The 26,172-nt window shown below is 72.3% G+C and carries 26 protein-coding genes; 13 read left to right on the top strand and 13 right to left on the bottom strand.

Annotated elements, in window-relative coordinates; genetic code table 11:
- Positions 1–86 precede the first annotated feature (86 nt).
- Together PT931_RS22010 and PT931_RS22005 are read right to left on the bottom strand one after the other, a co-directional pair.
- Positions 87–2,576, bottom strand: coding sequence for a collagenase (locus PT931_RS22010; RefSeq protein ID WP_456247654.1), 2,490 nt, complete (start codon positions 2,574–2,576; stop codon positions 87–89).
- A gap of 141 nt (positions 2,577–2,717) precedes the next feature.
- Positions 2,718–3,680 carry a LysR family transcriptional regulator gene (locus tag PT931_RS22005; RefSeq protein WP_456247653.1) on the bottom strand — a complete coding sequence of 321 codons (963 nt, stop codon included), beginning with the start codon at positions 3,678–3,680 and terminating at the stop codon, positions 2,718–2,720.
- A 205-nt stretch (positions 3,681–3,885) separates the two neighbouring features.
- Here PT931_RS22005 and PT931_RS22000 point away from each other — a divergent pair, with 205 nt between their 5' ends.
- A complete protein-coding gene (locus PT931_RS22000; RefSeq protein WP_456247652.1) occupies positions 3,886–4,608 on the top strand; it encodes a winged helix-turn-helix transcriptional regulator in 723 nt (240 codons plus the stop codon).
- Positions 4,609–4,736: 128 nt separating this feature from the next.
- Here the strand turns inward: PT931_RS22000 and PT931_RS21995 are convergent, their stop codons facing one another.
- The 4 genes from PT931_RS21995 to PT931_RS21980 all read right to left on the bottom strand — a co-directional run bounded on the left by PT931_RS21995 (position 4,737) and on the right by PT931_RS21980 (position 7,821).
- On the bottom strand, positions 4,737–5,429 hold the full coding sequence (locus tag PT931_RS21995; protein ID WP_456247651.1) for a hypothetical protein: 693 nt from the start codon (positions 5,427–5,429) through the stop codon (positions 4,737–4,739).
- A 235-nt stretch (positions 5,430–5,664) separates the two neighbouring features.
- Entirely contained in the window at positions 5,665–6,084 is a 420-nt protein-coding gene (locus tag PT931_RS21990) for a DUF6896 domain-containing protein (protein ID WP_456247650.1), read from the bottom strand.
- A 28-nt stretch (positions 6,085–6,112) separates the two neighbouring features.
- Positions 6,113–6,421: a hypothetical protein gene (locus PT931_RS21985; protein ID WP_456247649.1), complete on the bottom strand. Its 309-nt coding sequence runs from the start codon at positions 6,419–6,421 to the stop codon at positions 6,113–6,115.
- Between the two features lie 440 nt (positions 6,422–6,861).
- Positions 6,862–7,821, bottom strand: coding sequence for a helix-turn-helix transcriptional regulator (locus PT931_RS21980; protein WP_456247648.1), 960 nt, complete (start codon positions 7,819–7,821; stop codon positions 6,862–6,864).
- Positions 7,822–7,909: 88 nt separating this feature from the next.
- Here PT931_RS21980 and PT931_RS21975 point away from each other — a divergent pair, with 88 nt between their 5' ends.
- From PT931_RS21975 to PT931_RS21935, 9 genes are all read left to right on the top strand, one after another.
- Complete coding sequence (locus tag PT931_RS21975) at positions 7,910–8,386, top strand: VOC family protein (protein ID WP_456247647.1); 477 nt, start codon at positions 7,910–7,912, stop codon at positions 8,384–8,386.
- A 294-nt stretch (positions 8,387–8,680) separates the two neighbouring features.
- Positions 8,681–8,890, top strand: coding sequence for a hypothetical protein (locus PT931_RS21970; protein WP_456247646.1), 210 nt, complete (start codon positions 8,681–8,683; stop codon positions 8,888–8,890).
- Positions 8,891–9,054: 164 nt separating this feature from the next.
- Positions 9,055–10,542 (top strand): chitinase, encoded by a 1,488-nt coding sequence (locus PT931_RS21965; RefSeq protein ID WP_456247645.1) that lies wholly within the window; start codon positions 9,055–9,057, stop codon positions 10,540–10,542.
- A gap of 188 nt (positions 10,543–10,730) precedes the next feature.
- Complete coding sequence (locus tag PT931_RS21960) at positions 10,731–11,279, top strand: RNA polymerase sigma factor (RefSeq protein WP_456247644.1); 549 nt, start codon at positions 10,731–10,733, stop codon at positions 11,277–11,279.
- Positions 11,276–12,118 (top strand): zf-HC2 domain-containing protein, encoded by an 843-nt coding sequence (locus PT931_RS21955; protein ID WP_456247643.1) that lies wholly within the window; start codon positions 11,276–11,278, stop codon positions 12,116–12,118. The genes PT931_RS21960 and PT931_RS21955 overlap by 4 nt, the downstream gene beginning before the upstream one ends.
- On the top strand, positions 12,115–12,975 hold the full coding sequence (locus PT931_RS21950; RefSeq protein ID WP_456247642.1) for an ATP-binding cassette domain-containing protein: 861 nt from the start codon (positions 12,115–12,117) through the stop codon (positions 12,973–12,975). Before PT931_RS21955 ends, PT931_RS21950 begins: the two co-directional genes overlap by 4 nt.
- Positions 12,972–14,453 (top strand): hypothetical protein, encoded by a 1,482-nt coding sequence (locus PT931_RS21945; protein ID WP_456247641.1) that lies wholly within the window; start codon positions 12,972–12,974, stop codon positions 14,451–14,453. Before PT931_RS21950 ends, PT931_RS21945 begins: the two co-directional genes overlap by 4 nt.
- Positions 14,447–15,070 (top strand): hypothetical protein, encoded by a 624-nt coding sequence (locus PT931_RS21940; protein WP_456247640.1) that lies wholly within the window; start codon positions 14,447–14,449, stop codon positions 15,068–15,070. Before PT931_RS21945 ends, PT931_RS21940 begins: the two co-directional genes overlap by 7 nt.
- A gap of 519 nt (positions 15,071–15,589) precedes the next feature.
- Complete coding sequence (locus tag PT931_RS21935) at positions 15,590–16,504, top strand: GNAT family N-acetyltransferase (RefSeq protein ID WP_456247639.1); 915 nt, start codon at positions 15,590–15,592, stop codon at positions 16,502–16,504.
- A gap of 49 nt (positions 16,505–16,553) precedes the next feature.
- On the opposite strand, the gene PT931_RS21930 is transcribed toward PT931_RS21935, so the two are convergent.
- Positions 16,554–16,757, bottom strand: coding sequence for a recombinase (locus tag PT931_RS21930; protein WP_456247638.1), 204 nt, complete (start codon positions 16,755–16,757; stop codon positions 16,554–16,556).
- Between the two features lie 515 nt (positions 16,758–17,272).
- Positions 17,273–17,809, bottom strand: coding sequence for a DUF4240 domain-containing protein (locus PT931_RS21925; RefSeq protein WP_456247637.1), 537 nt, complete (start codon positions 17,807–17,809; stop codon positions 17,273–17,275).
- A 660-nt stretch (positions 17,810–18,469) separates the two neighbouring features.
- Here PT931_RS21925 and PT931_RS21920 point away from each other — a divergent pair.
- The gene (locus PT931_RS21920; RefSeq protein ID WP_456247636.1) at positions 18,470–19,798 is read left to right on the top strand and encodes a delta-60 repeat domain-containing protein; all 1,329 of its coding nucleotides are present in this window, start codon (positions 18,470–18,472) and stop codon (positions 19,796–19,798) included.
- Positions 19,799–20,391: 593 nt separating this feature from the next.
- Here PT931_RS21920 and PT931_RS21915 read toward each other — a convergent pair.
- The 4 genes from PT931_RS21915 to PT931_RS21900 all read right to left on the bottom strand — a co-directional run bounded on the left by PT931_RS21915 (position 20,392) and on the right by PT931_RS21900 (position 24,195).
- Positions 20,392–20,775, bottom strand: coding sequence for a VOC family protein (locus tag PT931_RS21915; RefSeq protein WP_456247635.1), 384 nt, complete (start codon positions 20,773–20,775; stop codon positions 20,392–20,394).
- 442 nt (positions 20,776–21,217) lie between these two features.
- Positions 21,218–22,270, bottom strand: a complete 1,053-nt coding sequence (locus PT931_RS21910) for a PHP domain-containing protein (protein ID WP_456247634.1) — start codon at positions 22,268–22,270, stop codon at positions 21,218–21,220.
- Positions 22,271–22,414: 144 nt separating this feature from the next.
- The gene (locus PT931_RS21905; protein ID WP_456247633.1) at positions 22,415–23,071 is read right to left on the bottom strand and encodes a response regulator; all 657 of its coding nucleotides are present in this window, start codon (positions 23,069–23,071) and stop codon (positions 22,415–22,417) included.
- A complete protein-coding gene (locus PT931_RS21900) occupies positions 23,068–24,195 on the bottom strand; it encodes a sensor histidine kinase (protein ID WP_456247632.1) in 1,128 nt (375 codons plus the stop codon). Before PT931_RS21900 ends, PT931_RS21905 begins: the two co-directional genes overlap by 4 nt.
- Positions 24,196–24,387: 192 nt before the next feature.
- Between PT931_RS21900 and PT931_RS21895 the strand changes: the two genes are divergently transcribed.
- Together PT931_RS21895 and PT931_RS21890 are read left to right on the top strand one after the other, a co-directional pair.
- Entirely contained in the window at positions 24,388–24,807 is a 420-nt protein-coding gene (locus tag PT931_RS21895) for a DUF6223 family protein (protein WP_456247631.1), read from the top strand.
- A 101-nt stretch (positions 24,808–24,908) separates the two neighbouring features.
- Entirely contained in the window at positions 24,909–25,298 is a 390-nt protein-coding gene (locus PT931_RS21890; RefSeq protein WP_456247630.1) for an NUDIX domain-containing protein, read from the top strand.
- A 39-nt stretch (positions 25,299–25,337) separates the two neighbouring features.
- Here PT931_RS21890 and PT931_RS21885 read toward each other — a convergent pair whose 3' ends face one another.
- The gene (locus PT931_RS21885; RefSeq protein ID WP_456247629.1) at positions 25,338–26,066 is read right to left on the bottom strand and encodes a hypothetical protein; all 729 of its coding nucleotides are present in this window, start codon (positions 26,064–26,066) and stop codon (positions 25,338–25,340) included.
- Between the last annotated feature and the right edge of the window lie 106 nt (positions 26,067–26,172).

Here is a 26,172-nt window from a genome sequence, read left to right as displayed (position 1 = left end):
CGGCGCGATCCGGTGCCGACCGCCGCGAAGGCCCGCCCGCGCGCCGTGGAGGGCGCGCGGGCGGACCGTGTGGTTTCCGGTACCCGTCAGAACTCGGTCTTGACCGTCACCCCGGAACAGGTGCCGACCGCGTGCAGGCTGACGTAGTTGGTGCCGGCCCGCGGGTTGCTGACGGTCAGCGTCTCGCTGTTGTTCGGGCCGGTCGAGCGGCTGGTGTAGCTGGTGGTGTACGCCCAGCTGCTGGAGTTGTAGTAGAGGTCGCAGTTGCCGGTACCCCCCGAGGAGGTGATCCGCAGTTGGGCGGTGCCGGCGGGGATCGTGAGGTAGAAGTAGTCGTAGTTGCCGGTGGTCGCGCCCCGGTTGGTGCGCTGGCAGTTCTTGCCCAGGGTGCGGATGTCGCTGCCGGTGCACTCGGGCAGGCTGCCCGACCCGACGGTGACCGCGCGGCTGCTGGTGCCCGTGGCCCCCTTGTCGTCGGTGACGGTCAGGGTGACCGTGTAGGTGCCGGCCGTGGTGTAGGCCTTCGTCGGGTTGGTGGCCGTGGACGTGGTGCCGTCGCCGAAGTTCCACGACCGCGCCGAGATCGTGCCGTCGGAGTCCGTGGACCGGTCGGTCAGCGCGACGCTGAGCCCGGTGACCGCTGCGTCGAACGCCGAGGTCGGCGGGATGTTGGTCGGGGTGCCGCCGCCGGCGCACGCCCCGGCCGCGCACGCGGTGAGCCAGGTGTTGAAGTCGGCGTCGTACCGGGTGCCGATCGTGGAGTTGTAGTAGTTGTAGCCGCCGGTGTAGTCACCCGTGCGGAACCTGCCCAGGATGGTCAGCACGTCGGAGCGGTGCTTCTCCAGCATGTAGCGCACCGCCAGGTAGCCCCAGTTGTAGGTCCGGGTCTGGTTCGTGTTGGCGTACGTCGTCTGGAACAGCGTGCTCAGCGCGTACCGGTGCGTGCCCGCCTCGGTGATCGCCGCCGAGTAGTCCTCGCCCCGGTAGCCGTAGGAGACGTACTCGGCGAAGCCCTCGATCCACCAGATGTCCGGCACGACCTGTCCGGCCCCGAAGTCGCCGTACATGTTGTAGCGGCCGTCCAGGTAGTGGGTGTACTCGTGGTTGAGGTTCCAGATCGCGAACACCGGGCGCATCCACTCGGCCTCGTACGCGATGAACCGGGCCTGGTTGCCGACGACGGACGGGTCGCCCTCCAGGTACATGCCGCCGTTGTTCGTGTCGATGCCGAAGATGGCCCCGGCGTACATCTGGTAGTCGTCGGAGCTGTCGAACGCGACGATCTCGATGTTGGTGTTGCGGTCGTCGGCCACCGGGCCGGGGTCGGCGACGATGTTGTGGAAGTACGCGTCCTGGTTGCGGACACTCGTACACGTGGCGGTCAGTTCGGCGGCCGTCATCGACTGGGCGCGGATCGTGTGCCCCGGGTCGCAGACGTGCGTGATCGGCAGCGCGGCGGCCTTCAGCCGGTTCGCCAGGTCGCAGACCCCGTAGTAGGAGCACTGCGGCCGGTCGTAGAAGTCGGCCATGCCCGCCACGGCCACCCACAGCCGCGCCTTCGGACCCGTCATCGCCGAGGCGGTGAGCAGACCCTTGACCAGGGGCCGAGCCTTCGGCTGCAACGCCGGGTACTGCAGGAACCGGCCCAGTTCCAGCCCCGCGTTGGAGTCCAGGATCGCCCAGTCCCCGGTGAGCAGGTCCATGTGGTTCGCGGCGAAGTTGTAGAGCGCGTCCAGGATGCTCGGGTCGGCGGTCACGGCCGCGCCCAACCGGGAGTCGTTGTGCCCCCGGAAGAGCGCCACGTACACGTTGTTGGTCGCCCCGAGCATGTTCCGGTACGGCGAGTACGTGCCCGTGTTGAACGCGGTCAGCAGCCGCTTCAACGGCGTGAGGTACCGGGCCGCCTCCACCGTGCAGTTGATCAGGATCAGCGACTCCGACAGGATCGCCCCGTGCGCGTCGTTCACGTCGAGCAGGTGCGAGTTCGCGTAGAACGCGTCCAGGCCGGCCCGCATCGCGTTCTCCAGCGGCGCGCCGTACGGGATCGTGGGCTGGTTGCCCCACTGCACGTAGTAGCCGGCGTGCAGGAACAGCGCGAGCTGCTCCAGGCCGGCGGAGTTGGTGCCGTTGTAGGACACGGCCGAGTCCCGGTACGCGTTGGCGACCGTGACCATCTGGGCCTCGCGGAACACGTCGTACACGGCGGTGCCGCTGAGGGAGAACAGCGTGTTGATGCAGGTGGTGGTGTTCGTCCGCACGTAGGTGACGAGGGCGGCGCCCGTCTTGGAGCCGAAGTCGGACGGGGCGCAGGCGGCGGCCGCGAGCGATGCCCGGGGCGCGGAACCGTCCGCCAGGGACGGCGGGAGTTCGGGGCGGGCCTTCTGGGTGCCGTGCGCGGGGGCGGTGCGGTCCGCGGTGGTGGTGGCCGCCGGCGGGGCCGGTGCGCGGGTACCGCCGGCCTCGATCCTGGTGGGGCCGGCCTGGGCGGGCGCGCTGGTCAGGGCCAGGCCCGTGACGAGGGCGGCCGTGGTGAGCAGGGCCAACAGGGTGCGTGTTCGGGTCGGTCTCGTTGTCACTGGGGTCTCCGAGAGGGGATCGGTCCGGCCCCGGTCGGCCGGTGCACGAAACGTAAGGTGTCACCCATCACGTCACAACCGTGCTTAGTGTCCTGTTCACCTCGGACACCCCGAACCTTGCCGGGAGCCTAAGAACGGTCCTCAGGCGACCCGCGGGTGGGCCTCCGGGTTCGCCGCCCACCACGGCCCGTACACGGGGCTGCGCTCGGCGTGCTCCGTGTACACCCGCGCCGCCGCGAGGAACACCCGCTCGGCCACCGCCGCCGACACCCGCGACCGCCGCCACACCACCAGCAGCTGCCCGTACATCGGGTTCCCCGCCAGCCGCCGCACCGCCACCCCGGCCGTGGACAACGACGTCGGCCCGACCAGCTCCACCGCCTGCCCGGACTCGATCAGCTGCCGACCGCCCCCGCTCGGCACCTGGAACCGGACCCGGGGGTCGAACCCCGCCCGCCGGCACGCCGCCCGGAACTGGGCCAGCGTCCCGTCGTCGGCCCCGCACGGCCCGATCCACGCCTCCGCCGCCAGGTCCGCCAGCTCGATCTCCTCGCGCGCGGCGAGCGGATGGTCGGCGGACAGCGCCACACAGCACGGCGTCCGGGCCACGAACAGCCGATGGGCCAGCTCCGGGGCCGTCATCGCCTGCCGGTCCTCCGGGGTACCGACCACCGCGATGTCGAGCCGGTCCTGGGCCAGCGCGTCGGACAACGCGGCGGCGGACGGGTCCACGTACAACGTGACCTCGCGTTCCGGCAGCTCGGCGGCCACCTCCCGCAGGATCGCCGCATAGCACTCCATATGCGGCAGTCCCAGCCGCAACGGCGCGGCCGGCCGCAGATCGCCCTGCGACAGGTCCCCGACGAAACCGTCCAACTCGGCCAGCACCAGCCGGGCCCGGCGGACCGCGCGGTCACCCAGCGGCGTCGGGACCACGCCCAGCCGGCTCCGCGCGAACAGCGCCCCGCCGAGGGAACGCTCCACGCGTTGCAGCAGGGCCGTCAGCGCGGGCTGCGAGACGGCCAGGTGGCGGGCGGCGCGCGAGAGGCTCCCGGCTTCGGCGATCACGCAGATCGCGCGCAGGTGCCGTACCTCGAGATCCATAGACCAACGTTATACACGCCGGTATGACCGCGCATCCCCACAGCGTGCGAGGCTGCGGGTGCGCGCCGGCGGTGCCTGCACCGTGAGGTCGGCGGCGGTAGGGGTGAAGGCCGTCGGCGCGCGACAGCGGCTGTCACGCAGCCGCGGACACACGACAGCGGCGTCCGGCGTACGCCGGTGCCGGTCACGGGACGGGAGCGGGTACATGACGAACATCCTGCTCATCGACGAGGACACCGACCGCCGCCAGTCCACCGCCACGAACCTGACCGTCCGGGGGTACCACGTCTCGGCCCTCCCCCTGCACCACGTCGGCGAGGTACTGTCCGATCTGTCCCAACCCACCCACGGCCGCCCCGACGTCGTGGTCATGAACCCGTACGCGCAGGGCGTCGACAGCCTGCTTGTCCTCCGCCTCGTCCGGCTCGCCTCGGGCCGCCCCGTCATCGTCTGCGCCGCCGGCCAGCCCGACGCCGAGGTCGTCCGGATGCTCGACGCGGGCGCGGACGGCTGCTGGACGGAACACGTGACGGCCGCGCTGGTGGACGCCCAGGTCACCGCCGTGCTGCGCCGGGTGCCGTGCCCGCCGCCGCCCCGGGCCCGGGTCGTGGGGCAGCTGCACCTCGACGTCGGCGCGCGGGAGGCCTCGCTGCGGGGCACCGCCCTGCACCTGACCCAGGCCGAGTTCGACCTGTTGGCGTGCCTGAGCGAACACCCGGGCCGGGTACTCCCCCGGGACCTGCTCGCCACCCGGCTCCGCCTGGACCGGCCGTCGCCCTCGTGCCGCAGTATCGACGTGCTGTTGTCGCGGCTGCGGTCCAAGCTCGGCGAGAGCGCCGCCCGGCCGCGCTATCTGCACAGTTCCCGGGGGTTGGGGGTGGCGCTGCGCGCCCCGGACGACACGGCGCCCCGGGGTCCGGCCGCCTGATCGGATCCGGCACCCCCGCGCGGCAGGCTCCACGGGCCGCCAGCGGCGCGGAGTGCGTCGACGCCCCATCCCGACCGGCGCGGCGACCGGCCGGTTCCACGGGCTGTCAGCGCGCAGGCCGGCCGGCGTCACCACGGACCCGTCGAGCAGCTCCCCGCGGTCCCGTCGCGCTTCGCCTCGCCCTCCGCGAGGGGCGAGCCGTAGAGGGTGTCGACCACGAAGTCGGTCCCGTTGGTCTCCTCGAGCGTCCTGGCCTCGTCGGCGGTGACCGCGCGGGCGAACAACTTGAAGGTCGCGGTCGTGTCGGCCGGGCCGCCGAAGCAGATCTTCGCCGACTCCCAGGTGCCGTCCGACTTGAACGTGAGCTGCCGCCCGTAGTGGTACTGCCCGCCCGGGGGCTGCACGAAGATCACAGCGTACTTCGTGGCCGGCTCGTTCCCGGTCCCCCTGATGGCGGCGAACCAGTGCACCGGCCCGGCCTGGGCGAAGGCGAACTTCGGGACCGGGGGCACGGTCGGGCCCGGCGTCGGAACCGGGTTCGGCCAGGTCGGCTGGACCGGTCCGGGTTGCGGACCCGGCGCCGGGGGGCCGCTGGACCCGGGGCCGGTCGCCGGCGGGGTGCTCGGCGGGTGCGGGGTCGCGGGCGCGGAACTGGCCGGGGACGTGGTGGTCGGGGCCGCGCGCTGCATCCAGGCCGGCACCACGACCGGCACCACCGCGATCAGCAGCAGGCCGAGGAATCCGCTGGGCACCAGCCACTTCAGCCACCGGACCCACGGCTTCTCGGACGGCGGGGTCGCCGGGTTCTGGGGGTCGACCATGACTACCTCCCGCGGGCGGCACACTGGTCGTTCCATCGTGCCGCGCGCACCCCACACACGACAGTCACGCTGCCGACAGCCGGGAACCCAGTCCCGAGCTCTGCTCCCGCCGGAAGCGCAGAGACGGCAACGTGAGTGGTGCCGCCAATAGCCCTGGCGGCACCACTCACAGGAACTCCTCCAGCACGGGTCACAAACTGACGCGACCCTCGAGCAATCTAACTAATTCGACAAACTATCCGACTCCACGCAGATTCGGATCCAACACGTAGTGACGCTCACCCACTTTTCCCAATGTTCCGCCAATGACTAGGCGATCGCATATCTCAGTGATCGTCAACAATTCCGGAGCAATAATTTCCGCATCGTCGGACTTGAAAAAGAAGTCAATGTCATAGACGGAAAATGAGTCTCCCATCTCGCTTGCGTCGACGTGCACGTGAGAGCCCGTACCGAGCACGACCGTGTAACCAATCCCATGCACGAAGTATTCTAAGCCATTCGGAAGTTTTCCCCGCCTGGGAATCTCACCGGCAAGCACCGCAGACACCAACTCCGAGGCGGATGGCTTGCCGAATGCCTCAAATATGTGCTCCCTGGCCTTCCGAAAGGAATCCAAAGCACATTCGACCACGGCAACGTCACTCATGTTCATCGAGTACCTCATCGCAACTTGCGGGTGTTCAGCCTATTTGCCATGTATGTCCCCGCCCCGTGCAGAACCTCATCCATGTCTGCGTACCCACGGTTACCCGCAAGCTGCCGTCCGGGTTCGCGAAGACCTCGGTGGTCTCGGTCCGCTGACCGGAGACTCCGACCCTGGTGTGGAACTGCCGGGCCGCCGCTGTCGCGGCCGCGGGGTCGCGCAGTTCCGTGGGTGGTGCGGACGGTGCGGCTGGCGCGGCCGTCGCCGCCAGGATCGGCAGCAGGCCGCCGACCAGCGCGACCAGCGCGATCCGCAGGGTGGAAACCCGGAGCGGTGAAGTGAGCACGGTGCGCTCCTTGTGCGAGGGGATGTAACCGGGGGCTATCTCCACGCGCACAGGAACCGTTCGCTCGGCGGGCCGAGCGCGTCCGTCGCCGGTGAACCTGCCGCCCCCGTGTTTCCTGTGGGCAGATCCTCCAGCGGGAACCGGGCGAGTCGCGCCCGTACTGTAGACAGTGGCCGGCCGGCACCGCTGCCCCGGATACTCAGAGCGATGTCCGAATTGGGGCTCTGCGGGGTTGGCTTCGTCGCCTACCTACTCGGCGCGCGATCGCGGTGCCCGCGAGAGGCCCCTGAGGATTGTAATCCAGGTCATACTCTCCGGCACCCCGCAGGCCGGATTCCGCTACCGAGAGTGACGCTCGCGCGGGACTTACCTCTCGGCCACATTCTTTGGACGGGGCACACCTGACTGACCATCCGGAACCGCTTCGGACCGGCGACGCCTCAGTCCCCGGCGCCCCGGGCGAGGCGGGCGCTCAGGGTGCGCAGGTGCGCGACGAGTTCGGCCGGCTCCCGTACCGTGAACTCGCAGCCGAGCGCCACCAGCCGGAACGCCAGCCAGTCCAGGGTGTCCGCCTCCGAGCGCCACACGCAGCTCCCGTCGTCCCCGGCCTCCAGGGTCCCCGGCGCGTCCCCGAGCCCGGGCGCCACCCGGGCCACCGGCGCGTGCAGGGTCACGACGGCTCGGTAGGTGGGGGCGGATTCGTACAGGGTGTCGGTGACGTAGGTGGCGGGGTCCGGGGCCGGCAGGGTGCGCGGCGCGAACCGGGCGCCCGTCGACTCCGGACGGCCGAGGCGGTCCGCGCGGAAGGTGCGCCAGGCGTGCCGGTCGTTGTCGTAGGCGACCAGGTACCAGTGCCGGCCCACCACCACCAGGCCGGCGGGTTCGGCGAGCCGGCGGCTCCTCGTACCCGTCGGGGATGTGTAGTGGAATGTCACCCGCTCGTGGGTGGCGATCGCCGCGGCCAGCACGGTCAGGTCCTTCGGGTCCACGGTCGACTGGCCCCAGCCGGGCGCGGGGGCGGTCGCGGCGGTGAGGGCGGCCGCCCGGCGGCGCAGGCGGGCGGGGAGCACCTGCTGGAGTTTGCCGAGCGCGCGCACCGACGCCTCCCCGATGCCCGTGACGGGTTGGCGGGCCGCGGCGCGCAGGCCGATGACCATGGCCACGGCCTCTTCGTCGTCCAGGAGGAGCGGGGGCATCGCGGCGCCGGCGACCAGGCGGTAGCCGCCCGCCGCGCCGAGGGTCGCCTCCACCGGGTAGCCGAGGCCCCGGAGCCGGTCGACGTCGCGCCGGACCGTGCGCGGGCTGACCCCGAGGCGGTCGGCGAGTTCGCTGCCGGGCCACTCGCGCGGGTTCTGCAGCAGCGACAGCAGGCGCAGCAGCCGGGCCGGGGTGTCGGTCACCCGTTCAGCATGACACGGGGTCTAGGCCATGTTCTGACCTAGATGGCCGTTACGGTGGAGAAAGAGACCACTACTCGGGAGGTACCAGATGATCGACACCGTTCCGGCCGGCTACCACACCGTCACCCCGTGGATGATCGGCCGCGACACCGCCGGACTGATCGACTTCGTCGTCGCGGTGTTCGACGCCGAGGAGCTCGGCCGGGTCGAGGTCGACGGCGCGATCGGACACGCGGAGGTGCGGATCGGCGACTCGGTCGTGATGCTGTTCGACAGCCGTCCGGGCTGGCCGGCGACCCCGGCGTTCCTCCGGCTGTACGTCGCCGACGACGCGACCGTGCTCGACCGGGCGACGAAGCTCGGCGCCACGGTCGTCACCCGGCCCACGGAGATGTTCTGGGGCGACCGGATCAGCCGGTTCCGCGACCCGCACGGGAACCTGTGGTGGATCCACCAGCGGGTGGCCGAGGTGACGGGCGAGGAGGCCGCGCGGCGGGCGGAGTTGCCGGAGTTCGTGGCGGCGATGGAGTACGCGACGAGCGCGGAGTTCTTTCCGGGGACCTGAGCGTCTACCGGTCGGCGTCGAGGTCCGCGCGGCGGCGGGCACCCGCGGGCCGGCGGCCGACACCGGGCGGACGGCCCGCGGGTGTGGACCTGAGGGAGCTTGATCGGAGACACCCCGAGATCCGGTGGCCACCCCCAACGGTGGGAACGACCCTCGGACTCAACGACGGACCGGGAGTTCCGGTGCCCCGAATCGGGCCGCGTCGCAGATAGTGAAAAAGGACCCATCCGGTACGGGGTCGGCGACGAACCGAACCGGGCGACGCACGCCGCCCGTACCCCTCGGAGGTTCCTGATGCGTCTTCTGCGCCGCCGCCGGCCCGACCGGCAGTCCTGGTCGGCACTGGCCGACACCGCCCGCCGGGTCCTCGACGACCACCACCGCCTGGAGGACACCGGGGTCTGCGCCGGGTGCGCGCACCATTTCGGCCGGTCGACCGCGTGGCCGTGCCCGGCCGTGGACCTGGCCCACCTGACCCTGGCGCACGCGGCCCGCCAGCGGTGACCCTGGCGCGACATCGACACCCTTGACCACCCCTTGCGGGACGGATCCCCCTTGACGGGCCACTTCGGACGTGCGTACGGTTCCCCCAGTTTAGTAAACCTTCCTAAATGAACCCGGATCGCCTCCCCTCAGCGCACCGTCCGTCCCGGAAGGACCCACCCCTCATGCAACGCATCCGTTCCCTCGCCGCCGCGTCCGTGGTGGCCGCCGTCGCCGCCGCCAGCGCCGCGTTCCTGTCCGGCTCCGCGCCGGCCCAGGCCGCGCCCACCCCGCTGCCGGCGCACGTGTTCGCGCCGTACTTCGAGGCGTGGACCGGCGACAACCTCGCCACCCTCTCCCAGCAGTCCGGCGCGAAGTACCTCACGATGGCGTTCCTGCAGACCCAGACCAAGGGCTCCTGCACCGCCTACTGGAACGGCGACCCCGGCATGCCGATCGCCAACTCCACGTTCGGCGCCGACATCGCCGCGGTCCGGGCGACCGGCGGGGACGTCGTGCCGAGTTTCGGCGGGTACACCGCCGACCACAACGCCACCGAGATCGCCGACAGCTGCACCGACGTCAACGCGATCGCCGCGGTGTTCCAGAAGGTCGTCACCACCTACAACGTGACCCGGATCGACCTCGACATCGAGGACAACTCGCTGACCAACACCGCCGGCATCGACCGGCGCAACAAGGCCATCAAGCTCACCGAGGACTGGGCGGCGGCGAACGGCCGGACCGTGCAGTTCGTCTACACGCTGCCCACCACCACCCGGGGGCTCGCGGAGAGCGGCCTGGCGGTGCTGCGCAACGCCGTCGCCAACAACGCCCGGATCGACATCGTCAACCTGATGACGTTCGACTACTACGACAACCAGCCGCACCAGATGGCCGAGGACACCAAGACGGCGGCCACGGGGCTGCACGGCCAGCTCCGGGCCCTGTACCCGACGAAGTCCGCCACCGAGGTGTGGAACATGATCGGCGTCACCGAGATGATCGGCGTCGACGACTTCGGGCCGGCCGAGACGTTCTACACCGCCGACGCGGTCACCGTGCTGGACTGGGCGCGGACCCAGGGCCTGGCCATGCTGTCCTTCTGGGCGCTGCAACGCGACAACGGCAACTGCCCGGGCGGCGGGGCGGCCGACAACTGCTCCGGCATCCCGCAGACGACCTGGCAGTTCAGCCAGACGTTCGCGCCGTTCACGAGCGGTGGCACCACACCGACCACCCAGCCGCCGACCTCCGCGCCGCCGACCACCCGTCCCCCGACGACGGCGCCGCCCACGACCCGGCCGCCCACGACGGCGCCGCCGACCAGTACCCCGCCGAACCAGTGCTCGGCGGCCGCCTGGAGCATCGCGACCGTGTACAACGGCGGGGCCCTGGTCTCGCACGCCAACCGGACGTGGAAGGCAGCGTGGTGGACCCAGGGCGAGACGCCGGGTACCGCCGCCGTGTGGCTCGACCAGGGCGCCTGCGGGACGCAGACCAGCGCGCCGCCCGGATCGTGCACGGTGGCCGCCTGGGTGTCCAGTCGGGCCTACAACGGGGGGACGGTGGTGTCGCACAACGGGCACCGGTTCCGGGCGAAGTGGTGGACGCAGGGTGAGACGCCCGGGGTGGCCTCCGTCTGGGAGGACCAGGGGGTCTGCAACTCCTAGGTGGTGAGGTGATCGCCCGCTCCGTGTGTCGGGGCGGGCGATCGTCGTTGTGCGGTTCGCACGGTCCTGTCCGGAGATTCGCGTTCCCGGGCCGCCGGGCCCCGTGTGCGCGGCGACCGGGCCGGGTGCCGCGGCGACGCCTCCCGGTCCGTGGGAACCGTTCGGGCGTCCCGTTGCGATAGTGCGGTGTGACCACCCGACAGGAGGATCCGCGCGACGACGGGCAACTGCTCGCCGCCGTCGCGGACCACGACGCCGACGCCCTCGGCGTGCTCTACGACCGACATGCCGCCTGGCTGCTCCTGCGCCTGCGGCGACGCTGCACGGACCAGACCCTCGTCGACGAGGTCCTCCAGGACACGTTCCTGTCCGTGTGGCGCGACGCCCGACGGTTCCGGGGCGGTGCCGTCGGGGCCTGGATCTGGACGATCGCCAGCCGCCGGCTCGTCGACGGCCTGCGCGCCTCGCACTCCCGGCACCGCCTGCTGGACCGTCTGCTCCGCCGGTCGAACCCGGTGGAGTCCTCCGCCGAGGACCAGGTGCTCGTCGGCCTCGCCCACAGCGACCTGGCGCCGGCCCTCAACCGGCTGTCCCCCGAACTGCGGGCCGTGATCCAGGCGACCGTGCTCGACGGGCTGAGCACCGCCGAGGCCGCCGAGCTGCTCGGCATCCCCCGCAACACCGTCAAGACCCGGGCGATGCGCGCCCGGGTCCAACTCCGCCGGAGCCTGACATGAGCGCCCCCGAGGACTGGCACGTCGACGAAGACCTGCTCGCGGCCTACGCCACGGGCGAACTCCCCGCAGACCGCGCCTGGTCCGTCGAGGCCCACCTGCCCGACTGCGCGCGGTGCAGGGCGGATGCGACCCGCCTGGTGGATCCCACCCGGCTGTCCCGGATCCGCGCCGACCTGGTCGCGGCGGTCGACGTCCGGCACCGGCCGGGCGAGGCGCTGTTGACCCGGCTGGGGGTGCCGGAGCACACGGCGCGGCTGCTGGGCGCGACCCCTGCACTGCGGCTGTCGTGGCTGACGGCCGTGATCGGCCTGCTCGCGACGGCGGTCCTCGCCGCCTACGTGTGGGAGGGGCCGGGTGCCGGTCTGGCATTCCTGGCCGTCGCGCCGGTGCTGCCGGTGCTCGGGGTCGCGGCGGCGTTCGGCCGCGGCGTCGACCCGACCTACGAGCTCACCCTGACCGCCCCGGTCAACGGGTTCCGGCTGTTGCTGCTGCGGACCACCGCCGTGCTCGCCAGCACCGTCGCGATCGCCGTCGTGGGCGCCTGCACCCTGCCGGGGCCGGCCCCGACCGCCCTCGCGTGGCTGGTGCCGGCCCTGGCCCTGACCGCGCTGACCCTCGCCGTGTCCTCGGTGATCGCGGCGCCCGTCGCCGCGGCCGCCGTCTGCGCGGGCTGGCTCTGGCTGGTCGTGGCGGCCGACACGCGGCTGTCCACCGGCCCGGGCCAGGGCGGGCTCGTCCTGCTCGCCGTCGGGGCCGCCCTCGTCGTCTACCTGCGCCGCGCCCGGTTCGACACCGGTCCGGCGACCCGCACCACCCCCGATCCGGAGGCCACCCCATGACCAGCCCGTCCGTCGACGTCCGAGGCGTCGATGTCCAGTTCGGCCGGACGCACGCGCTCCGCGACGTCACCTTCGGCCTGCACCCCGGCGTGACCGGTCTCCTCGGCCCCAACGGCGCCGGCAAGACCACCCTGCTCCGGCTCCTGGCCACGGCGACCCCGGTGCCGCGCGGCGAGATCCTGGCCCTCGGCCACGACGCGTCCACCGCCGCCGGACGGCTCGCGATCCGCCGCCGCCTGGGCTACCTGCCCCAGGATCCCGGCTTCCACCGGCACTTCACCGCCTTCGAGTTCGTCGACTACGTGGCGATCCTCAAGGAGCACACCCGCCGCCGCGACCGGCACGACGAGGTCCGCCGGGTGCTCGACCTGGTCGGCCTCGCCGACGTCCGGCACAAGAAGATCAAGGCGTTGTCGGGCGGGATGCGCCGCCGGGTCGGCCTGGCCCAGGCCCTGCTCGGCGAGCCGGCCCTGCTCCTGCTCGACGAGCCGACCAACGGCCTGGACCCGGAGCAGCGGATGCGGTTCCGGGAGCTGCTGTCCGACCTCGGCGAGAGCCGCACCGTCGTGCTGTCCACCCACCAGACCGAGGACGTCGCCGCCGTGTGCCAGCGGATCGTGGCACTGCACAAGGGCACGATCTGTTTCACGGGTACGCCGGAGGAGCTGCGCGGCAGGGCCCACGGCCACGTCTGGGTCGGCACCGAGCGCGCGCCGGGCGCCTGGGCCTCCTGGCGCACGGGGGCCGGCGGTCACCGCAGCGTCGGGGCGACCGCGCCCCCGGACGGCGTCCCCGCCGAACCGACCCTCGAGGACGGCTACCTGCTCCTGCTGGGCGACCCGGGCGTGACCGCGTGACCGCCGCGCTGACCAGGGTGGAGACCTGGCGTCTGCTCCGGCACCCGTTCGTGCTGGTCGGGCTCGCGCTGAGCAGCTGGCTGCTGTGGCGGGAGATCACCGCGAACCGGCCCGTCCTGCACTTCCTCGACCTGGCGACCCCGACCGCCCTGATGCCGCTCGCCGGGGCGACCCTCGTCGCGGCGAACCTCGCCACCCTGCGCGCCCGGCGGGACCACACCGAGGACCTGTACACGACCACGCCGGGCCGGCCGGTGCCCCGGGCCGCCGCGCACCTGGCCGCGCTGTTCCCCGTCGCCCTGGTGGCCGTCGCGCTCGTGGCGGCGGGCATGGCGTGGGCGGCCACGGATCCGTACGCGGTCGGCATCCCCAGCCTCCTCGAACTGGCGGCCGGCCCGGTCGTCGTCCTGCTCGCCGGGACACTGGGCGTCGCGCTCGGCCGGCTCGTGCCGGTCCCGGTCGCCGGGCCGCTGGCGCTGGTCGGCTGGCTGCTGGTCACCATGGTCGTGTTCGCGGTCGGCCCGGCGGTCGGCCCCGGCCTGCTCTGGTTCTCCGCCCTGGTCCCGGACTTCCGCCCCGACGCCCCGCCGTCCGGCGCGGTGCTCGCCCGGCCGGCCGGGTGGCACGTGGTCTACCTCCTGGCGCTCGCGGCCGGGCTCGCCGCGCTGACCGTGGCCCGGGTCGGCGCGCGGAGGTCGGGGCTCGGCGGGTTCGCGGCGGCTCTCGCGCTCGTCCTGGCGGCGGGCGTGCTGCAGGCCGGCACCGCACCGGGCAGTGCGACGGGAGACGCGCGGGTGGCGGCCGCCGAAGCGGCGCTGCGGCAGACGTGCCAGGACCGCGGGCCGGTCACCTACTGCGCGTACCCCGGATTCGAGGTCCGCGTCCCGCTCTGGCACGACGTGGTCCGCCGGGTCCGCGACCGGATACCGGCCGCCGCCGCGAGTGCCCCGCTGAGGGTCACGCAGCAGGCCCAGCACTGGGACGCGGCGTCGTCCGGCGCGATGGGCAAGCTGCCGCCGAGCGGGCCGGCGGATCCGGTGGTGGTGCCCGTGTCCTGGCCCGCCGGCGACACCGCGGGTTTCGAACGGCTCCGCCTCGGCATCTCGGTCGCCCAACGGGCCCTGGCCCTGCCCGCCCTGAGCACGGCCGGACGCGAGGGCTGCCGCCCGGCCGCCGGCGGCGGGGTGGCGCTGTGGCTGGCCGCGGTGGCCGACCCGGGCGCGGCGGCCGCGTTGCGGGCGGATCTGCAGGACCTCCGCGACGCCGGCTCCGGCCTGCTGTACGTGAACTCCTCGCACAGTTCCCTCTCCGACTTCACGTGGAGCCGCGCCGAGGGCGAACAGGCGGTGCTGCTCCTCGACCGCCCCGAGGCCGAGGTGCGCGGACTCGTGGCCGACCACTGGGCCCTGCTCACCGCACCCGGCGGCACCCTGGCCCAGGCGGCGACCGCACTCAGCCTTCCGGCCCCGGCATGCTGACCCCTGCCCTGCTGTGGCCGACCGCCCGGTCCGTCCTGTGGTGGCCGGTCCTCGTCCCGCCCCTGGCCGGCGTCGGCCTCCTCCAGCTGGTGCTGGACCCCGACGACCCGCTGGACGGAACCGGCCTGGTCCGCCTGCTGCGCGTCGTCACGGTCCTCGCCGCCGTGGGGCTCGCGTTCCTGCTCGACGACCCGACCGGCCCCACGGTCGCGCCCGTCCCGGTGTCACTGCTCCGCCGCCGGGCGACCCGGCTCGCCCTGGCCTGCCCGGCCGTGGCCCTCTGGTGGCTCGGCGTGGTCGCCAGCGTCCGGCTGTGGCTGCCCGACACCCCGTGGCCGGTGGCCGCGCTGACCCTGGAGGCGGCCACCGTCGCCGTCGTCGGGTGCGCGGCGGCGGCCCTGGCCGATCGCCGCTCGTCCGAACGGCGCGGGGCCGTGTTCGCCGCCCCGACGGTGCTCGCGCTCGTCGGGCTCACCACGGTGCTGCCGGACCCGGTGGCGCTGCTCGTCGCGCCGGGCGACCCGGGGTGGGCGGCGGGCCACGTGCGGTGGTTCGTCGTACTGTGCGCGGCGGTCGCCTGCTTCCTGGCGGCGAGCCGGGACCCGGCCCGGCGCTGACACCACCCCACCACGGAGGTCGACGGTCCGCCCGCAACGCCCTGCCCGCCCGATTCGACGACCGGGCCTGGCCCAGACACCGACGCCCAACGGGGTTGAACACGTGGGCGGACGCCAGCCCGCACCGACCACCACCGGCCCACCGCACCAGCGCCGGCCGCGCCCCCTGAGGCAAGCCTGAAAGTGCCAGACGACGTCCGCTGAACGCGCGACACGACACGACGGGTAGATCCGGACGGCCGCTGGCAGGCGCATCCGGATCTACCCGTCGTTGTCTGGACCAGGCCTACCTCTCACTCTCTGGGCTGAGGAGACCGGTTCGGCCGGCGCTGGACGGCCAACCATCCGCCAGCTGCGTCCCTCTCCTCACGAGACACACCCGCCTCGGTATTCCAGACGATCGCCTTTCGACCAGGCGAACCTTCACTGCACAATGTCAAATCCTCCTGTTCTATCTAGGAATCGTCCCCGTCTCTGAAATGGTGTGCGTTCGAGCCCGATCGCAGGCAGGATCTGCGCATGCCCTTTCGCATCGCCGTGCCGGCCGGCTATTGGACACGGCCCGCTGATCTTGCCGACGTTCCCAAGATTCAGGCTTTGGTCGCCTCCTGTGAGCGTGATCTTCTGGGGCGGGCCGAAACGGATTCCGGCACAGTAGCGGCTGCGTTCGCTCGGCCCGGGTTCGACGCTGACGCAGACACCGTGTTGGTGTACGACGAAAGCGACACGCTGGCCGGATGGGCCTGGGTGAAGCAGCGCTGCGAGGCGCGCGTGCATCCCGGGCACCGTGGGCGTGGGCTCGGTGGTGCGTTGCTGAGCTGGATCGAGGACCGGGCTCGCGCGGACGGAGCCGAGCAGCTTACCCAGACTGTCTCGGATGGTGACGTGGCCGCGGTCGCGCTGCTGAGGTCACGTGGGTTCGAGCCCATCGTGGTGAACTGGCGGCTGGAGATCGCCTGGACAGCCGAGCCTAAGGTCCCGGCCGCTCCCACCGGCGTTACGGTGCGGCCGTTCCGAGACGGCGATGGTCCTGCCGCTCACCGTCTTCTGGAGGACGCGTTCGGTGAGTGGAACCAGCGGGCCAGGTCGTATGAGGAGTGGGCTGTGCTCACGGTCGAGCGGGCATCCTTCGTGCCGGAAGCCTCGCCCGTGGCGTTCGTCGGCGATCAGATGGTCGGCGCGGTCATCGCGCTCGCCGTGCCGGACTCGACCGAGGGCTACATCGAAAGGCTTGCCGTCCGCAGCGATCATCGGGGCCGAGGTATCGCTCGCCTGCTGCTCCAAGACACATTCCGGGCCTTCCACCTCAACGGCCGGCACTCCTGCGCGCTGTGGACCCACTCCCGAACCGGCGCGCTGACGTTGTACGAACGCGTCGGCATGAGCGTGGCACGCACCACCACCGTCTACGCCAAGGCCCTCACGAGCCCGTGAGCGATCTCCAGGTCGCAGGTGCGCCGACGTGTACCTGCGCGTTTGGGAATCATGCCTGGGCGCTGATGGTCCGGATGGATGGTAGGCCGAGTTCGACCGTGAGGCGCTGGACCCGCTGGGCTTGGTGGCGCTTTTCGGCCAGGAACCGCATCGTCAGGTCGATGCCCTCGATCTCGCCGATCCAACCCTCGGCGAGCGCTTGGGCGCGGCGCCGTTGCAGGTCGTCTTCGAGTTCGGCCAGGCGCGACAGCATCTTGATGCCAGGAGGCTGGGGTCAATTGTCGCCGCGTCTTGACGAGGTCGATCAGCCGGCGGATAGCCGGACGTCCGGCATGCCGAGGTGAACGGGCTTCTTACGGGCGGTGTGCATGGCGTCGAGCTTTTGGGCTGCCGCCGCCATGGTGGTCTCGATCGCGGCGACCTCGCCCAGCCAGCCGTGCCTCTTGGCCTCCTGGAGCCGGTCGGCGAGGTTGGAGTGGATCTTTTCGAGTCGCGGGATCTGAGTCGGGTCGACTCGAAGGAGTGGGCATCTGACACACGCGTTTTCGTGCGCGCAGGGCGTTCCGTGGTCGCGTCCGCAGGTCCCGAGAGCCACTTTCCTGAGCTCGAAGTGGGCGAGGAATGCGTCCCATTCGGCGGCGGTGAGATCGCGGTATTCCTCACTGGGCCGCTCGGCTCGGCGTCGGGCGATGCCTCAAGTACGGCGCGTTCTCGCTGCGTCAGCGGCCTCGCGTCCATGCCGTGATCATCTCATCCGCGACGGACTGATCATCGAAGCTCGGGGGTTCCGAGTTCGGGGTGGTCACGTCGGAACGCGGCCAGTCTGGGAAACCGCCGACCGACGGCAGTCCGGTCTTCGAGGTCCGTTCGCTCGCCGATCAGATCCTCCGGCCCGTCCGGATCGTAGCCGGGCGGCCAGGTGCCACTGGCGACGATGTGCGCCTCCGTTGTGAACTCCTCGAACCAGTGCGCACGGGCGTTGCCCGCATCCGCGGCGAGATCCGTGAGGGCATCTGGATCCCGGGCGATCCGCTCGACCGCCGGGAGGCCGTAGGAGATGACCCAGTTCTGGACATGGCGCAGATCTTCCTCCTCCACCGGTCCGAGCAGCAGGCAGGCCGCGTCGGTAACCGGCCACGAGTACAAGCGAGACCTTGTTCGTTCCCAGAGCCGGACGAACTCGACTACCTCGGCTACGTCGAGCGTGCGCAGGCGGCGGAAAAGGACGCGCGAGGCGAGCTCGGTGTTGTCTTCGCTCTCCTGCCGCGACTCCGCTATAAGCGCCCAGAACGTGTCCTCGTCCATGACCGGACCGTAGCAGCCATACTCGTCAGCGTTTCCGCTGACGGATCGAGCCGAGCTCGAACTTGCGCTTGTCGAAGTGCTCCTCGGACTCCGTCCATTCGGCCTCGTTGACAGCCCGGCATTCCACCGGTGGGCGTAGGTCGCGGCGGGTCGCGAGGTATTGCTGGCAGTGGCGGATGACGCCTTCGCCGGACGGCGACGGAGCCGCAGGGTCTCGATACTCAGGTATCCCAGGAGGGCGGCGCCGCCGTGGATGGGCAGGCCACCGTTGACGCCTCACTCGAGGAGTCAACCAGACTCGCTCCAAGATCGGCCTTGCATGTCGTACCCGGGTACGGGTTTACCGTCGAGGCAAGAGTGGCAACCTGATCCAGCTCGGTGGCAGCGGGAGCTGGGCACTGGAGGCGTGCATCCTGCCACTGGTGGTCTAGGTACGTGGGGCGCACATGATCACGGCGACGCCGAGTAGGCAGGCCTGCCGCCACTTCCCAGTCGCCATACGGGAACGGGGGCGGCCGGCACCGGGCCGGTCGCTGACACCTGGTCTCGGCGGCGGTCGGTTATCGGCAGTTCGCTTGCCACTGTCCATGCAGGATGGTCCGATACCCGCGTATCGACTTTGTCGGACATCTCGTCCCACATGATGAGGAGTGTGGTCCCGTGCGTCGCTGGTGGTTCACCCTCGGACTGGCCACCGCCCTGGTGGCCCTGCCGTCCCCCGTCTCCGCCGCCGGCCCGTCCGGCACCCTCGATCCGACGTTCGGCGTCGCGGGCAAGGTGACCGTGGCGCCCCGGCTCTACAACGCCTTCTCCGACGTCCTGGTCCTACCGGACGGCCGGATCCTCGCGGCCGGCAGCGTGGCGGCGGGCACGGGGACCCAGGCATCCGCGCTGGTCCGGCTCAGGCCTGACGGGACCCCCGATCCGGCGTTCGGCACCAGCGGGCTGGTCGTGACCGACGTGCCCGGGGGCGCGGACTCCTTCCGGTCGGTGACCGCCCTGCCCGACGGGCGGATCCTGGCGGTCGGGGACCACTACGCTTATCCGTACGGGCGGGTCGCCCTGGTGCGGTACCTGGCGGACGGGACTCCCGATCCGACGTTCGGCACCGGCGGACTGGTCCTCGGCGCGGCTCTCGACGGTCTGTCGGCCACGACCGCGGCGGTGCTGCCCGACGGCCGGATCGTCGTCGGCGGGTACGTCGCGGCCGGCACCGGCGAGCAGTTCGCGGTCCTGCGCTTCCGGGCCGACGGCTCCCCGGATCCCAGCTTCGGCACGGGTGGCCTGGTCACCGGCGTGTTCGACGCTCCCGGGGCCGGCCGCCGGTACGACCGGGTGTCGAAGCTGACCGTCGGGCCGGACGGCAGGATCCTGGCCGCGGGGCAGGCGGGCCGGCGCACACCCACCTCCGGCTACTACTACGCGTTCGGCGTGCTCCGCCTGCGCCCGGACGGCACCCCCGACCCCACGTTCGGCGGGGACGGCACGGTCACCACCCAGTCCGGCCGGACCGCCATCGCCGACACGGTCGTGCTGCAACCGGACGGGCGCGTCGTCGTCACCGGGATCGGTACCGACCCGGCCACGGGCAGGACCAGGGCGGCCCTCGCCCGGTACCGGACGAACGGCACCCTGGACCCGACGTTCGGCCCCGGCGGTCTGGTGCTGGCGGATCTGGGCGGCATGGGCCTGTCCAGCCGAGTGTCCGGGGTGACGCTCCGCCCGGACGGCAGGATCGTCGTCGTGGGTACGGCCGAGCGGCCCGGATTCCTGCGGGATGCGCTGCTGGCCCGGTACCTGCCGGACGGGACCCTGGACACCTCGTTCAGCGATGACGGGGTGGTCGTCGCCGACAACAGCGGGACCGGGGTGTTCGACTCGCTGTCGGCCGTGGCCCTGCAACCGGACGGCGCCCTGGTCGCCACCGGGCTGGAGACGACCTCCCCGGGCGCGGCCCAACTGGCCACGTTCTTCCGCTACCTGTCCTAGCGGGCGACGGATCCCACCGAGCAGAGTCCACCGCACGGGCCGCTCACCCTGGAAACGCACCGCGACACCAGGTCTGCCGGCGCGACAAACCGGACGCCGCACCGCGGAACCGTAGCGCCCCGAACTCCGCACCGCGGAACCGTGGCGTCCCGGACGCGGCACCGTGGAACCGTGTCGCGCCCGGGACTGTTCGGCACCGCGCATGGATGCCGACGCTCTCGCACCGCCCACGGTGGAGGACGCGGGAGACTCAGATGGGGAAACAAGTCGCGGCGACGGTTTCCAGAAACGGAAGAGCCGCCCTGTCCGGGTACCGGGTGGGCGGCAGTCGCACTGTCACGCGCTAGCTGGGCCACCGCCCCGGAGCGTGCTGCCCGAGGGCCCAGTTCCACGCCGCGACGGGAGCGTCCCACCCGAGTACGCGAGCGGCGAACCACCGAACATTCATCGCCGTCCGCCGCATCATCGGGTACCCCTCAACTGGTCTTTTTCCTGCCGCCGAAAGAACAGTACGGGCGCTCCGGGGAGGGCGGCAACGCGATTTCACGGCCAATGGGCGGGCCCGTGTGGTCCGCCCATTGTGGTTGGTCGGTTCAGAACGGCAGGCGTTCGGAGATGGCGATCAGGTTGCCCTCCGAGTCGTGCAGCCAGGCGCCCTTCCCGTTGGCGTCCGTCACGATGCTGTCCACGGTCTTGAACCCCGGCAGGTCGTACTCCTCGAACTGCACGCCGTGGGACTTCATGCCCCGCACCTCGGCCTCGACGTCGTCCACCTCGAAGGAGACCTGGGTGTGGGTGCCGCTCGGCTTGCCGCTCGACGTGAACAGGAAGACCTTGGTGCCCTCCGCCATGTCGTAGACCACCCCGCCGTCGACCTCCTGGGCCGGTTTGAGCCCGAGGTTCTCCGCGTACCAGCTCTTCGCCCGCTCCAGGTCCGATGCCGGCAGGGTCGCGAAGCCGCGTCCGGTAACCGTCATGTGAATCGCCCCATTTCATCCGTATTGGGCCTTATCTGAATACTACTCGCGTCCGGGTCACCCGCGATGCGCGCGTCAGAAGTCTGTAACCAGTCCGAACACTCCCCGGGCGGGGCGGGCCGGTCGGGAGTGGAGCCTCAGGCCGCGACGGGGACCGGGGCCGGCACCGGGTGCGCCGCGTGCGCCGGGAGCCGCCGTTCGAGGTGGAGCAGCAGGCCCGAGCCCGCCAGGGTCGCACCGCCGAGGGCCGCCGCCCGGGTCCGCCGGGCCCGGAGGGCGAGCCGGGACGCCGAGTACCGCGATCATGACGGGGTTGACCGCGAACACGGTGCCGGCGAGCGCGTCGATCAGCATGCCGGCGACGAAGGCGCGGCGGTTCATCGGTACCCCCGGAAAGCTTAGCGGTGTTCAACTGAGCACTAAGCTTTCCGCGGTCGAACCTTCATCGGGTACCGCGACCCGCCGTCCACGCCAGCAGTTCCGCCACCGGCCACGTGTTGACGATCCGGTCGGCGCGCACCCCGCACCGGGCCGCCCGCTCGCACCCGTGGCGCAGCCAGTCGAGCTGCCCGGGCGCGTGCGCGTCGGAGTCCACCGCGAACAGGCAGCCGGCCTCCTCCGCCAACCGGAGCAGCCGCTTGGGCGGGTCTTGCCGGTCCGGCCGCGCGTTGACCTCCACGGCGACCCCGTGCTCGGCGCAGGCCGCGAACACCGCCGGCGCGTCGAACTCGCTCGGCGGCCGGGTCCGGCCACCCGCCCGGGCGGAGTCCGCGCGCACGATCCGGCCCGTGCAGTGCCCGAGGATGTCGACGTGCGGGTTCGCCACCGCCGCCAGCATCCGGGGCGTGAGCAGCTCCGACGGGTCCCGCAACCGGCTGTGCAGGCTCGCGACGACCACGTCGAGGCGGCCGAGGAGCTCGTCGGTCTGGTCCAGGGTGCCGTCGGCGTTGATGTCGACCTCGATGCCGGTGAGGATCCGGAAGCCGGGCGGCACGGTCGCGTTCAGGGCCGCGATCAGGTCCAGCTGCTCGGCCAGCCGGTCCGCCGACAGCCCCCGGGCGACCGTCAGGCGCGGCGAATGGTCCGTGACGACCAGGTACTCCCGTCCCAGCGCGACCGCCGCCGCCACCATCTCCTCGATCGGGGAACCGCCGTCCGACCAGTCCGAATGGGTGTGGCAGTCGCCCCGCAGCGCCGCCACCAGGGCCGCGGTCGCCTCGTCGAGCGGGGTGTCGGCCGTCGCCAGCAGGCGGCGCAGGTAGACCGGTTCCTCCCCCGCGAGCGACTCGGCCACGCAGCGGGCGGTGACCTCCCCGATCCCCGGCACCCCGGTCAGCGTGCCGTCGGTCGCGCGCCGGGTCACCTCGTCGGCCGGGAGCGCGCCGACGGCGTCGGCGGCCCTGCGGAAGGCCTTGACCCGGTACGCGGCCTCCCCCGCCCGTTCCAGCGCGAACGCGATCGCCCGCAGGTCGGCCACGGCGTCCCGCGCTGTCATGGCGGCCCCCTCCGGTCAGCCCGGCCTGCGCCCGACGCCGGCCGTCCCCGTATCCGAGCGTGCCATCCGCGCGGCGTTCCGTGGCGGGAACCGGCCGGAGCGGTACCCGGGAACCAGGGCCGGCACGGACACCCGCGGCGCACGTCAGGTGCGCGGCGCGACCAGCCCGGACTCGTAGGCGAGGACGACGAGCTGGGCGCGGTCGCGGGCGTGGAGTTTCGTCATCGCCCGGTTGACGTGGGTCTTCGCGGTCAGCGGACTGATCACGAGCCGGTCGGCGATCTCGTCGTTGGACAGGCCCCGGGCGACGAGGACGACGGCCTCGCGTTCCCGGTTGGTCAGCTCCGCGAGCTCCCGGCCGGCGGTGGCGGGCGGGGACGCGACGTACCGCTGGATCAGGGTCCGGGTGATCGACGGTGCGAGCAGGGCGTCACCACGGGCCGCGACCCGCATCGCGTGCAGGAAGTCCTCCGGCAGGATGTCCTTGACGAGGAACCCGGCCGCGCCGGCGCGCAGCGCGTGGAAGACGTGCTCGTCGAGGCCGTAGTTGGTGAGGATGACCACGTGCACCGCGGTGAGGGCGGGGTCGGCGGCGATCTGGCGGGTCGCCTCGATGCCGTCGAGGACGGGCATCCGGATGTCGACGAGCGCCACGTCCGGCAGGTGTCGCCGGGCCAGCGCGACGCCTTGCTGGCCGTCGGCGGCCTCGGCCACCACCTCGATGTCGTCCTCGGCGTCGAGAAGTGCCCGGAAACCGCTCCGGATGAGTGGCTGGTCGTCGACCAGCAGGACCCGGATCACAGGGTGCGGCCCATAGGAAGTTCGGCGTGGACGGCGAATCCACCCTCAGGACGCGGTCGCGCGTGCAGGCGGCCGCCGAGGGCTGCGACCCGTTCGCGCATCCCGAGCAGTCCGGTCCCGGGCGTTACCGGGTCCGACGTCGCCGCGCCGTCGTCCTCGACCGTCACGGCGAGCACGTCCGGGCGGTAGTCGACGCGGACCGACGCCGACGCGGCCGCCGCGTGCCGGGCGACGTTGGTGAGCGACTCCTGGACGATCCGGTAGGCGGCGCGGTCCACCGGGGTCGGCACCTCGCGCCGTCGCCCCTCGACCGTCAGGGTCGCGTCCAGCCCCATCGCCCGCGCCCGGTCCACCAGGTCCGGAAGCTGGTCCAGGCCGCGCGGCGGTGTCGCGTCGTCGTCCCGGAGCGTCTCCAGGGTCGCGCGCAGCTCCCGGGACGCCTCGCGGCCGGCTTCCTGGATCGCCAGCAACGCCGCCGGCACCTGCTCACCCCGCTTGCGGGCCAAGTGGACGGCCACCTCGGCCTGCAGTTTGATGACCGAGATCTGGTGGGTGAGCGAGTCGTGCAGCTCGCGTGCGATGTGCAGCCGTTCCTCTCCCGCGCGGCGTAGGGCCGTCTCCTCGCGGTTCCGTTCGGCCTCCCCCGCCCGACGGTCGGCCTGGCGGAGCGCCTCACCCGCCGCGCCGGCCGCCACGAGCCAGGCCAGCTGCAGCACGTCCCGGTTGCCGGCGACCGCCTCCGCCAGCGACCAGTCCCGGACGGAGACCATGAGCGCGGCCGGGATCGCCACCAACAGCAGCACAGTGCTACCGAGGGCCGCGACGCGGTGCCCCGCCCGTACGGCGGTGAACACAGCGAACAGGTAACCCAGAGCCGGGCTGCCGAAGCCCAGCGCCAGGTACCCCACCGTGAAAAGGCCGGTCGCGGCCAGGACGGCGACCGGAGCCCGGCGGCGCACGGTCAGGATGAGGCCGCTGGCCGCCAGCAGCGCGCAGCCGGGCAGGCCGAGCGCCGTGCTGGGGTGTTGTCCGGACAGTCCGGAGACCAGCGTCATCGCGGCGACCCCGACGGCGACCGCCCCGTCGAGGAGGCGGGGCCGAATGCGCGACGGTCCGGTGGTCATGCCCCAGACCCTATCCGGGCATGATCATCGGCGGCTCCTGCCCGAGGAGGAGAGTCCGGCTACCACGGGCGCGGTACACAACCGTCCACTCCCGCGTCCGTCGTAGGTGGAAGTGTCCACAGCCGCACGACGACCGGCGGCGGCCGGGCGGACACGATCAGACCTGACCGACCACCACGGAGAGGAACTCCCATGTCCGTTCGCCGTCTGCTCGCCGCGTCCTTCACCGCCGCGGTCACGACCTTCGTCCTCGCCCCACCGGCATCCGCGCGCTCCACCGTCCAGGCCGCCGGGACCGTCACCGGTTGGACCGTCGCACGGGCCTGGGCCACCTCGGCCGCGCTCCTGGGCCTCCTCGGCCTCGTCATCGGCGCCGCCGCCCTCACCCGTCGGGCACGCGGCACCGGCCTCGGGCGGCGCGGCGCCCCGGTGGCCGTGGTGTCGGGGCTGACCGCCGTGGTCGTGGGCGTGCTGAACCTGGTCGTCTCCGACGGCGGACCCGGCACCGGGAACGGAGTCGTCGGCGGCGCCATGGCCATCGTGTTCGGCCTCGTCGCACTGGTGCTCGGCTGGCGGGGCCTGGTCATCGCCCGCCGGGGAACCGGTAGCTGACCGGCGTCCGGGGGCTCGCCGGACCAGGCGCGGCGGCCCCGCCGGGGCCGGGCGGAGCGGGGCCCGCGGGGATGTCGTACCCGTCGCCTAGGGTGCCGTGCATGATCACTGACGACGTGGCGGTCATCCTCCTCACCGACCGGGTGGGGCGGGTGTTGATGCAGCACCGAGGCCACGACAAGCGTGCGGAGCCGGGACGGTGGGGGCCGCCGTGCGGACTGGTGGAGCCCGGGGAGGACGCCCTGACCGCCGCCCACCGTGAGCTGCTGGAGGAGACCGGGCTGACCGCCGTCCTGGAGCCCTGCCGGGTGCTGGAGCAGGTCGGCGCCGACGGGACCGGGGTCCGCTTCCACGTGTTCGAGGGCGACACCGACGCGTGCCAGGAGGACGTCGTCCTCGGTGAGGGGCTGGCGATGCTGTTCCTCACCCGCGAGGAGTTCGGGACCAGGGAGCTGGTCAGCAACGCCCGGGCGCTGTTCGGCGAGGAGTGACGGCACCCGGGCCCCGACCCCGGTCTCCGGACGGTCCGCTCACTCCAGGAGACGCACGGTGTCGCGGACCAGCGCGTACAGGCTGACGGAGAAGAGCACCACCAGGCCGGTACGGGCGACACCGAGCGCCAGCTCACGGATGCGCGCCGGGGGGCGTACCCACCGGGTGAACAGCCAGCCGGCCGCGAGGACGACCGGAACGGGTGCGAGGGGAATCCAGAGCAGCAGGGGAGCCAGCGTCGGGAGCCGGCGCCCGCGTGCGAACGGACCGTCCGGTGCGAGCCAGCGTTCCGCCAGCACGGTGAGCAGCGCCGCGTAGATCCCGGGGAGCGCCACGAACAGGGCTACGGCGAGCAGGGGCGGCCCGAGCAGGGTGAAGTCGACCCCGTCGACGTGGACGACCAGGGAACCGACCACGACCGCGGGACCCAGCGACAGGGACAGCACCTGGAACCATCGGGGACCGAACACCACCTGTCGGAGTACCAGGTAGATCCCGCCGCCCAGGACGCCGATCAGGGTCGTGGCGACCAGCAGGTTCGCCGTACCCGACGGTGTGAACTGGCCGATCCGGAACCCGTCGTCGCTGATCACGCCGGTGGCGGCGGGGTTCATGGCCGCGAGCAGCCCCATGGCCAGCCGGCCGCCCACGCCGCCGACGAGCAGGCCGAGCAGGGCGCCGGCGGCGGTCGACGCGGCCAGCCGCCGAGCTGCCCGCTCGGCCGCTGGGCCCCATCCCGTCCGACCGGCGGCCACCTGTGTTCCCATCACGCACCCCCTTCACATCATGGGTCTGTCGAGGAGCCGCGTGAGCGCCTCCGGGAAATCCAGCGGGGCCGGGACCCGGGAGTGGTGGACACCCCAGGGTTGTCCG

The organism is Longispora urticae (assembly GCF_053902585.1).
The sequence above is the reverse complement of the archived record's forward strand: the minus strand, read 5'-3'. Positions and strand labels throughout refer to the sequence as shown.